Raw genomic sequence first — 10,086 nt, 5'->3', positions numbered from 1 at the left:
AAACGAAAACGTCGGGGCAATGTGCTCACATGGGTCAATTCTCAGTGAAAATTATCTGGCTTACCGGGTCACTTCTCAGCGGAAATCAACATATCGGATTCAAACTGGCGATGCGCTACTCTTTGACTTTGGCGCGCGCAAAGATGGACTTGTCTTGGATATTACGCGAACCTTTTTCGTTGGCGAAGTTTCAGATGAGGGCAAGGCCGTCTACGAAACTGTATTGCGAGCAAACCAGATGGGTCTGAACGTGTGTCGCCCGGGTGTGACCGTCCATGATATCGATGATGCGGTCATCGGCGTTCTTGAAGCATCCCCATTCGCCAATCGCATACGCACCAAGACAGGCCATGGTTTGGGTCGGGATTTGCACGAGGCTCCTTATATCATGCGCGGAAACAACCAGGTAATGCGCGCAGGAATGGTCTGGACCAACGAACCGGGTCTGTATGACTTGGGCAGTTTTGGTATTCGTATTGAAGATGACGTCCTGGTCACAGAAGACGGGTGCCAATCACTGACCAGCTTCCCGAAAGAGCGTGTTGTCCTGGGAGCGGGACGTTGATAACCGGGCTGACCCAGCCACACGGTTGGCGGTCAGTGGACGGATGCCAACATGATGCGAGTTGGATATGTCGCAAAGCACTGATTGCGAGGCATTGTCTTGGCAATCGCAGGGCACGGGTTCCCCTTCTGCCATGTCTTATCAAGTACAGGAAGTTGGGCTATTGTACCTAGCATTGCGCCTACACATGACGCGTCTAAAGCGCTGGCACCCCGTTTCATATGGTTGTTGTGAATTACAGGCAAAAAGACGCGTTGACCACAAACCTGAAAGGTGACCTATGTCTTTCTCCAGCCGTTCTACAATTTCGCGACGCCGTTTCCTTGCCACGACAACCGCTGGTGCAGCGGCAATTACCCTGCACCCGTTTTCGGTGGCAGCGGCCAGTAATCAGGCGCATCTGCGCATCATGGAAACCACCGACATCCATGTTCATGTGTTCCCTTATGATTATTATTCGGACAAACCCCGCGATACAGTAGGCCTGTCCCGCACAGCGTCGATCATCAACGAAATCCGGTCTGAGGCGACAAACTCGCTCTTGGTGGATAACGGCGATTTCCTGCAGGGCAATCCGATGGGCGACTACATCGCTTACGAGCGCGGCATGAAGGACGGCGACAGCCATCCCATCATCACGGCCTTCAATACGGTCGGGTATGATGCCGCGACGCTGGGCAATCACGAGTTCAACTACGGTCTGGAGTTCTTGGACAAGGCTTTGGCCGGTGCCGAGTTCCCTGTTGTTCTGGCCAATGTCGCCAAGGAAAAAGGTACGAACCCGCGTGACGACAAGACCCTAGTACAGGCTTATGCCATTCTCGACCGTGAAATCGCGATGGGCGACGGCACCAAGCATCCGATCAGGATCGGTGTCATCGGCTTTACCCCGCCACAAATCGTGAACTGGGACCGCAGGCATCTGGAGGGCAATGTCCAGGCCCGCGATATTGTCGAGACTGCTCAGGCCTATGTGCCCGAGATGAAGGAACAGGGATGTGACTTGATCATCGCCCTGTCGCATTCGGGGATCGGGGGTGCCGATTATGAGGACGGCATGGAAAACGCATCCGTGGTTCTGGCAGGTGTCGACGGGATCGACGCGCTGGTCACCGGCCACAATCACCTGGTTTTCCCGTCACCGACATTTGCTGACCGCCCAGGGATCGATGTGGAAAAAGGCACGCTGATGGGCAAACCTGCCGTCATGGGCGGTTTCTGGGGGTCGCATCTTGGCCTACTAGACCTACTTTTGGAACGGGACGGCAAGGAATGGCGCGTCGTTACCACGACGTCAGAGGCGCGACCGATTTCCAAACGCAACGAAGACCGCTCGATCACCGCTCTGGTCGAAGATGATCAGAAGGTTCTGGAGTCGGTTGCGAAAGCTCATGACGAAACGCTGGCCTATGTTCGGCGCGCGGTCGGCAAAACCTCGGCCCCGCTGCACAGCTATTTTGCGTTGGTCGCGGATGATCCGTCTGTGCAGATCGTCTCGATCGCGCAGAAATGGTACGTCGAAGACATGCTGAAAGGCACCGAGCATGAAGGGTTGCCGATCCTGTCTGCGGCGGCACCGTTCAAAGCCGGAGGCCGAGGCGGTCCAGAGTATTACACCGATGTCCCGGTCGGGGACGTAGCCATAAAGAACGTGGCCGATCTGTATCTCTATCCGAATACGGTCCGTGCGGTTCGCGTGAACGGGGCGCAGGTGCGTGGCTGGTTGGAACGCTCGGCCGGTATGTTCAATCAGGTCGAAGCTGGATCCAAGGATGCGATCCTTCTGAACCCTGAATTCCCGTCGTACAATTTCGACGTGATGGACGGCGTGACCTATCAGATCGACCTGTCGCAACCGTCGCGCTTTGGGCCAAAGGGCGAAGAGGTAAACCCCGACGCAGCACGGATCGTGAACCTTGCCTTCAATGGCTCGCCTGTTACGGATGATATGGAGTTCATCATTGCCACCAACAATTACCGCGCATCCGGTGGTGGCGCGTTCCCGGGCGCAATGGGCGACACAATCGTGTTCGAAGCACCGGACACCAACCGCGACGTCATTGTGCGCTACATTGTCGAACAGGGCACAATCGATCCCAAAGCGGATGCCAACTGGTCGTTTTCGCCGCTGGCGGACACCACGGTGTTGTTCGAGACCGGTCCAAAAGCCCGTGACTATATGGGCGATGTCAAAGGAGTGGCAATCGAGGACGCCGGGGAAGGTGCAGACGGTTTCGCAGCCTTCCGCATCAAGCTCTGATCCGACCAATTTGTCACAACGATAACCTGACCCGCCACCTTGCTATCTCGGTGGCGGGTTTGCGCTGAACACCCGTACAATTCAAAGCCATCTGTCCCGGCGGCGGAAGATGCTACATTTTCAATCGGCGTTCCCGACATGCGTCGAGAGGGTGGGCCATAGAACTCAGCGAACCGTTGGAAGCCAGTTGAGCTTCTGCGCTCCCAGCCCTGCCAAAGAAGCTGAACGGGTGACCCAGTCCCCTGAAATCAGACTATCTCGGTGTTGATCATCCACCCTTGCAAGGATGAATCATGACACACAGAAGTAATGCCGATTAGACCTTAGATCTGATCAGTATTTGCGAGGATGGAAAAAGAGAATAACCGCCTGAAACGGATGAAGGCATGGGCAAGTTGGTGAAATCTGTATTCAAGGATCTCGCGGCAAAGGGAGTTTGAATACCCTATGGCAGGTAAAAAGTAGTCGCCTGCTGAACTGAATCTTTTTTTCCACCATTTGGCAAAGACGACGGGCTGCGATCTGTGGAGCACAGCGACAACAGGTCTTTCAGCTTCTGAATTACATTCGATACCATGAAAGACCCCGCTCTGTTGATATTGAGTTCCTGTAATCCCGTCAGTTTATTCAGTCTCATTTGTACTAGAGGCCGAATTGAAGATTTTGCCTTTCCCGTCACTTTCGTCAGCGCTTGAAGCCTGAGTGCAGTTGGATACTACAACGCCTTCGGCTAGATCCAAATTTTTTTGTACGCCGTGCGCCATCGAACTCGTTGTCTTACGTCGCATTTTGGGGTCTTCGTCGCTGTCCCGGCTAGCCTCTTTTTCCCAACTGCCAAATTTTGACTGATCCGACGTGTCAACTCTCGGCCTTGATCGCAGCAACCACAATGTCGATTGCGTGGTCCAGATCCGATTGCGAGATGGTCAGCGGCGGCGACAATGTCAGAACGCATCCCTGACTGATCTTATAGCTCAAACCGGCCTCCAGACAGGCATAGTAAATCCGTTCGGCACGCGCATTACCCGGCGTTTTGTCGGCGCGATCATCGACGATTTCGACCCCGAACATCAAACCCCGTCCCCGAATGTCTCCGACGGTAGGTACGTTCTGAAGTTCGTCCATAAGACGGCCAATTGCGTGCTCACCCAACGTGGCCGATCGATGAACCAACCCCTCATCTTCGATGATTTGAAGCGTTGTCAAAGCGGCCCGCGCGGTAACCGGGTTCTTTTCGTGTGTGTAATGACCAATGGCAAAATCTCCGCAGACATCCAATTGTTTGCGGGCAACACAAGCGGCAATGGGCAGGATGCCCCCGCCAAGCGCTTTTCCAAGCGTCACAATGTCGGGGACGATCTCGTCATGTTCAAAGGCAAACATCCTGCCGGTTTTGCCAAGGCCTGTCGGGATTTCATCCATGATCAAAAGCGCGCCGTGACGATTGCACGCCTCGCGCACGGATTTCCAAAACCCCGGCGGTGGTACATAGGGCACCGCACGCATCGGTTCGGCTATGACCGCCGCCACATCTCCTTCACGCTCCAGAACATATTCGACCATTTTCGCGCAGGCCAACCCGCAGGTTTCCGGTCCCGTGTGATTGTATGGGCAACGGTAGCAGGCGAAAGGCGCGACGTGTTCAGTGCCCGACAAGAGGGGGCCCGCGATATGACTGCGGAACGTCGCCTCGCCACCGACGCTTGCGGCGCCAAAGCCCGCGCCATGGAAGGCATCCCAGAAGCTGATCGTTTTGAACCGACCGGTAGCGGCGCGCGCGATCTTGAGAGCAACCTCGTTGGCGTCAGAGCCGCCTGTGGTAAAGAGCATTTTCCCCAGATCGCCAGGTACGATATCTGCCAGTTTTTCCGCCAAGTCCACTGCCGGATCATTGGTAAAGCGGCGGGGCGCGAAAGGAAGATCGTCAAGCTGCGCCTTGATTGCGGCAACCAGACGCGGGTGCCCGTAGCCTATGTGGTGCACCGAGTTGCCATGGAAATCCATGTACCGGCGACCCTCCATATCCTCGATCCAGATCCCCTTGGCCTTTGCAATGGTGCTGACGCAGGGTGATGACAGAGATTGATGCAGGAATACATCCGCATCGCGTTTGAGCAGAGGTGTCGACTTTGGTCCCATGGACTTTCTCAACCACGCCTTGCGCGCCTCGGATGTGTTTGATTCCCCTTCCGTGTGGACAATCTGTGGCATGTCCGCTCCTCGTTTTTGTCATCAAAAGATGCGGGCCCCTAAAGGCCCGGCAGTATCAGGGAGGATATGAGGCGCCCTTCCCGTCTGTGGGGAAAGGACGCAAGGTTTAGTTGGGCCAGGGCAGCGAATAGGTTTTGACGTTGGTGAAAAACTTCATCGCCTCAATAACACCCTCCTTCACGCCGTTTCCGCTGTCCTTGATGCCGCCAAAGGGTGACATTTCAATGCGGTAACCCGGTTGTTCCCAGATGTTGCAGGTGCCGACATTCAATCCGTTGATAAAGGCGATGGCCCTGTTCAGGTCATTAGTGCAGACCCCAGAAGACAGGCCGAACTCGGTCGAATTTGAGATCGCCATCACCTCTTCGTCGTTGTCTGGCACGCGCACGATCGGCACGATAGGACCGAAAGTTTCTTCCATCACCAGCTCGCTGTCATGGGGAACCTTGTCGACGACAATAGGCGGCAGCAATGCGCCCTGACGACCCGGGTGATACAGGATTTCTGCACCCTCTTTTTCAGCCTGAAGAACGCGGTTTTCGAATATCTCCGCTGCTTTGTCGTGGATCACGCAACCCAGCTCGGTTTCGGGGTCTTGCGGATCGCCAAATTTGATCTTCTTGGCCTTTTCCAGAACCAGCGGCACAAACTTGTCGGCCACACTTTCCTGCACGAGGATGCGCTTGACCGCCGTACACCGCTGACCGGAGTTTCCGGTCGCACCCGCCACTGCGATTGTTGCGGCCTTGTCCAAATCCGCATCGCTGAGGTCATTTAGAACGATCAGAGGATCATTGCCCCCAAGTTCCAGCGCCTGCCGCTTGTAGACGCCTTTTTCAGCGATCAACTTGCCCACCGGCACACCCCCGGTGAAGGTGATGATGTCGATATGTTCATTGGTGATCATCTCATCGCCAATGTCAGCCGGCCAGCCGGTCACCACCTGGAACATCTCGTGCGGCAGGCCTGCCTCGTAAAGTATGTCGGCCAATGTCAGCGCGGTCAGCGGCGTCAGTTCCGTGGGTTTACAAACCATACAATTGTTGGTTGCAATAGATGGCGCGATTTTGTGGCTTACCATATTCAAAGGGTGATTGAACGGGGTAATCGCACTGATTGCTTTCACCGGCTCTCGGGTGGTGAAAATCTTGCGGGCTTTGCCATTGTGGGTCAGATCGCAGGAAAATATCTCGCCATCGTCTTTTAAAGCCTCAGCCGCCGCAAACTGATAAACATCCTGTGCGCGTTTGGTTTCGTAGATCGCATGTTGGTGGCAGATGCCCAGCTCTAACGTCAGCCATTTCGCAAGATAATCACGTTTTTCACCGATCAGCTCGCCTGCGCGCTGCAAAATCTGGCTGCGCTCGTACCGGGTCAGTTTTGGTTTGTAATTCGCCGCAATTTCGAAAGCCCTGCGTGCGTGTTCTGCGGTGCCAGCGGGAACATGACCCACGACCTCGTTGGTGTACGGGTAGAGGACGGGAATGGTTTCATCGGTAAAGACGATTTCGCCACCGATCCGCATTCCTTCGTTACGAACTTCGATTTTCGACATGGTCTGGTCTTTCATGGCTTACTGTGCCGCCGCTGTAGTTGCGTAGAAAAAGGCATCAAAGTTGCGCAGCACGGGTTGGTTTGGCAGGTCGATGACACGATTCACGATGAAGGGAACTTCTTGTTCCGTCAAACCACCATGGCTGCGAAGGGGCTCTTTGAGCGCTGCCAGATCATGGCGATGCTCGGACGTTCCGATGCAAATGTTTTCGCCAGAAACCATTACAATGTCGCCAATCCGGTCACCGGGCAATTCGAACCGTTCAATGGCCTGAGCCTTGGTCAGCACATGGGTGATCCCATCGGTCGCCTTGAGTTTGGCAATGATGTCGCTCTGATCCGCGCCATCCGGCAGATATGCGGTCGCGAACGAACCCAGTGCACCATGATGCACGACATACGGGTCAGTGATCGGAAGGATGACCCGGGCCGCATCCTTGCCGAGCCATTCGTCCATCAGGTCCTGCACATAGACGACCGAAGGGGATCCATCGGCCAAGTGTTTTGGCTTCATGCCATGATCAGCCGTCACCACGATGGCGGCCCCCAATGCGTCCAATTCGCCCAGATAGCGGTCGAACATGGCGTAGAAATCCAGTGCGCCCTTTTGATCGGGTGCAAACTTGTGCTGGATATAGTCGGTGGTCGACAAATACATGACGTCGGGCTTGAACTCTTTCAGCAGCTTGACGCCAGCAGCAAAAACGAACTCGGACAGTTCGGCCGAGTAAACCTCGGGCACGTCCATGCCCAACCACTTGCTGGCATTGTCGATGCCGTGTTCCTCAAGCGTCGTTTCGCCCGAACGCTCAGAAGAGAATGCAACCGCCCTGCCCTCGTCAAACTTCAGCCCGGCACCAAGCAGCGCGCGAAGCTTGTCCTTGGCGGTTACCATCGCCACGCGGAAACCTGCATCATAGAACTGCGAAAAGATGGTCGGCGCGCGTAAGAAGCGGACATCGTTCATCATCACCTCTTCACCAGTATCGGGATCGATAAGGTAGTTGCCGCAGATTCCATGCACGATCGGCGGGCGCCCGGTGGCAATCGAAAGATTGTTGGGGTTGGTGAACGACGGGATAACAGAATGCGCCAGACGGTCCGTACCTTCCTCCCGCATCCGTTTGAGGTTGGGCATCAGCCCTTTGGCAATCGCCACGTCGAGGTATTCTGGTTCACATCCATCAAGGCAGATGGCAATTGCGGGCACTTTGGGCGTCGGGTAGACGCGCTCATTTGCTTCGACAGGGGTTTGAATGGTCATCTGTTTTTCCTTGATTTTTATGCGGCCAACTTGGCGCGTTCTTCCAGTGCCCGGAGAGGAGGCGCAGCGCTTGTCACGCCCATTTCTTCCAGAGATTCTTTTGCAGCGATCACAACTTTACGCATGACATCTTCGTCCATCTGACCGATGCAACCGACGCGGAAACTGTCGACGACAGTAAGTTTGCCCGGATAGATAATGAACCCTTTTTCCTTCATCCGGTTATAGAACTGATCGAAGACGAATTTCTCATCAGCCGGGCAGAAGAAGGTAACGATGATGGGGCTCAGCCAACGATTATCCAGCAGTGTTTCGAAACCCAGTTCACGCATGCCCGCGACCATGACGTCCCGGTTGCGGGTATAGCGGGCACCGCGACCTGCAACACCTCCTTCGGCGGTGTGCGCCCGAAGCGCCTCGATGAAGGCAGCGACCACATGCGTCGGTGGGGTAAACCGCCACTGGCCCGTTTTATTCATATGCGACCACTGCGCATACACATCCAGAGACAGCGAATGACTGTTGCCTTTTGCGGCTTCAAGCTCGGTCTTGCGGGCCACAATGAACCCAAAACCCGGAACGCCCTCGATGCATTTGTTCGCCGAAGACACCATGGCCTCGTATCGGATTTCAGTGGGTTTGAGCTCAATCGCCCCAAATGCCGACATCGAGTCGATCAAAAGCTTGCGCCCGGCGGCATATGTGACTTCCGATATCTCTTCGACCGGGTTCAGGATACCCGAGCTGGTTTCGCAGTGAATGGCCACGACATGCGTGATGTCCGGGTCATCCGCAAGAATGCGCGCCACTTCGTCACCCCTCGGCGGCAGGTAATCGCCCTTGTCCAACTCGACATGATCACGACCCAGGTACTGCAACGTCTGGGCCGAACGCTGCCCATAAGCACCATTTGCTAATACCAGCGCTTTTCCGTCCCGCGGAATAAAGGATGCCAGCATCGCTTCGACAGAAAACGATCCGCTGCCTTGCATCGGTACGCAATCAAACTCGTCGGCACCCTCGCCAAGCAGGTTCAGCAGGCTTGACCGCACCTCTCGCGTCATGGCGCGGAAATCATCGTCCCAGCTTCCCCAATCGCGCAGCATGGCCTCTTTGACCGCATAGGAGGTTGTCAAAGGACCGGGGGTCAAAAGGTAGGGTTCGCCGAGGCGCGGTTGCTCTAATTTTGGTTTGGATGGCGTCATTACCAGGCTCCAGAACAGCGTTTTCAGGAACACAATTGCAGCAACGCTTGCTATATGTGAAATTGCAATTATCAATCTAATCATAGGCGCAGCCTATGCATTCATCTTCAGGGAACTGTAATGCGACACAGCCAGTTGAAAGCCTTTCATTACGTGGCCAAACATGGGGGATTTTCCCGTGCGGCAGAGGCTTTGTATCTGACCCAGCCAGCGATTTCAGAGCAGGTCCGAAAACTGGAACAGGATCACGACCTGTTGTTGTTCCAGCGTGAACGAAAACGCGTGAACCTAACGCCCGAAGGCGAACAGCTTTACCGATTCACCAAACAGTATTTCGAGATCGAAGATCAGATTGAGGATTACCTCTCTGAAACCAAAGCCGCGATCGATGGAGAATTAAGGATCATTGCCGATTCAGCGCATCACATGACATCTTTTCTGGCGCCGTTCCAAAAGAAATACCCTAAAATCACGATCACTGTGCGATCCGGCAACACCGAAGAAATCCTGGAAGAGCTTCGGTCTTACAATGCAGAGATCGGTGTTGTTGGCAGCCTGTCTCCTGGCAAGGACATGGACGTATTGAATTTGGGGTCCACTGAAATCGTGGCCTTTGCTGGCCAGGGCGTGCTTTTGGCATCAAAACCCACCCTGACCCTGAAGGAGCTGGCCGAGTTGCCCCTGATTTTCAGAGAGCACGGGTCAAAAACACGCGAGAAACTGGAAGAAGCAGCCGAGAAACAAGGTATCAGGTTAAACCCGGCGATTGTAGCTGAAGGCCGAGAAGCCGTTCGCGAACTTGTTGCCTCGGGTGCAGGTATCGGTTTTGTATCTCAGGCGGAATATGGGCACGATGATCGACTGCGGCAAATCAAATTGAAGGGTGTGAATTTGCAAATGGGTGAAAGCATGATCTCACTTTCCCAGCGTCGCGATGTCAAGATCATACGGGCGTTTATGGACTTTGCGGAGCGGGTTCTTGGGGAGAAGGAAACCGCCGGAGATATGTGACCGGCGGGTTCTTGAG

General features: G+C 54.8%; 7 protein-coding genes. 3 read left to right on the top strand and 4 right to left on the bottom strand.

Annotation, left to right across the window (positions count from 1 at the left end):
- The first annotated feature begins 19 nt into the window (after window positions 1-19).
- Both ACR0ID_RS20045 and ACR0ID_RS20040 read left to right on the top strand, forming a co-directional pair.
- Window positions 20-565 (top strand): M24 family metallopeptidase, encoded by a 546-nt coding sequence (locus ACR0ID_RS20045; protein WP_480608306.1) that lies wholly within the window; start codon window positions 20-22, stop codon window positions 563-565.
- Window positions 566-845: 280 nt separating this feature from the next.
- Entirely contained in the window at window positions 846-2,825 is a 1,980-nt protein-coding gene (locus ACR0ID_RS20040) for a bifunctional 2',3'-cyclic-nucleotide 2'-phosphodiesterase/3'-nucleotidase (protein ID WP_480608303.1), read from the top strand.
- An 858-nt stretch (window positions 2,826-3,683) separates the two neighbouring features.
- On the opposite strand, the gene pbfA is transcribed toward ACR0ID_RS20040, so the two are convergent.
- The 4 genes from pbfA to ACR0ID_RS20020 form a co-directional block, all read right to left on the bottom strand.
- Entirely contained in the window at window positions 3,684-5,036 is a 1,353-nt protein-coding gene (gene pbfA / locus ACR0ID_RS20035) for a (R)-1-hydroxy-2-aminoethylphosphonate ammonia-lyase (protein ID WP_480608300.1), read from the bottom strand.
- A 106-nt stretch (window positions 5,037-5,142) separates the two neighbouring features.
- Window positions 5,143-6,606, bottom strand: coding sequence for a phosphonoacetaldehyde dehydrogenase (phnY, locus tag ACR0ID_RS20030; RefSeq protein WP_480477695.1), 1,464 nt, complete (start codon window positions 6,604-6,606; stop codon window positions 5,143-5,145).
- A gap of 3 nt (window positions 6,607-6,609) precedes the next feature.
- Complete coding sequence (gene phnA, locus ACR0ID_RS20025) at window positions 6,610-7,854, bottom strand: phosphonoacetate hydrolase (protein ID WP_267365552.1); 1,245 nt, start codon at window positions 7,852-7,854, stop codon at window positions 6,610-6,612.
- A 17-nt stretch (window positions 7,855-7,871) separates the two neighbouring features.
- Window positions 7,872-9,059 carry a 2-aminoethylphosphonate--pyruvate transaminase gene (locus ACR0ID_RS20020; protein ID WP_480608297.1) on the bottom strand — a complete coding sequence of 396 codons (1,188 nt, stop codon included), beginning with the start codon at window positions 9,057-9,059 and terminating at the stop codon, window positions 7,872-7,874.
- A gap of 120 nt (window positions 9,060-9,179) precedes the next feature.
- Between ACR0ID_RS20020 and ACR0ID_RS20015 the strand changes: the two genes are divergently transcribed.
- Window positions 9,180-10,070, top strand: coding sequence for a LysR substrate-binding domain-containing protein (locus ACR0ID_RS20015; protein WP_480477701.1), 891 nt, complete (start codon window positions 9,180-9,182; stop codon window positions 10,068-10,070).
- Window positions 10,071-10,086: the final 16 nt, after the last annotated feature.

The sequence above is a fragment of the Ruegeria sp. AL2 genome (assembly GCF_056540845.1).
The sequence above is the reverse complement of the archived record's forward strand: the minus strand, read 5'-3'. Positions and strand labels throughout refer to the sequence as shown.

Excerpts from the sequence above, each read along its gene's own strand:
- ACR0ID_RS20045 (WP_480608306.1), top strand. The coding sequence starts at position 20 with ATGTGCTCACATGGGTCAATTCTCAGTGAAAATTATCTGGCTTACCGG.
- ACR0ID_RS20040 (WP_480608303.1), top strand. The coding sequence starts at position 846 with ATGTCTTTCTCCAGCCGTTCTACAATTTCGCGACGCCGTTTCCTTGCC.
- pbfA (WP_480608300.1), bottom strand. The coding sequence starts at position 5,036 with ATGCCACAGATTGTCCACACGGAAGGGGAATCAAACACATCCGAGGCG.
- phnY (WP_480477695.1), bottom strand. The coding sequence starts at position 6,606 with ATGAAAGACCAGACCATGTCGAAAATCGAAGTTCGTAACGAAGGAATG.
- phnA (WP_267365552.1), bottom strand. The coding sequence starts at position 7,854 with ATGACCATTCAAACCCCTGTCGAAGCAAATGAGCGCGTCTACCCGACG.
- ACR0ID_RS20020 (WP_480608297.1), bottom strand. The coding sequence starts at position 9,059 with ATGACGCCATCCAAACCAAAATTAGAGCAACCGCGCCTCGGCGAACCC.
- ACR0ID_RS20015 (WP_480477701.1), top strand. The coding sequence starts at position 9,180 with ATGCGACACAGCCAGTTGAAAGCCTTTCATTACGTGGCCAAACATGGG.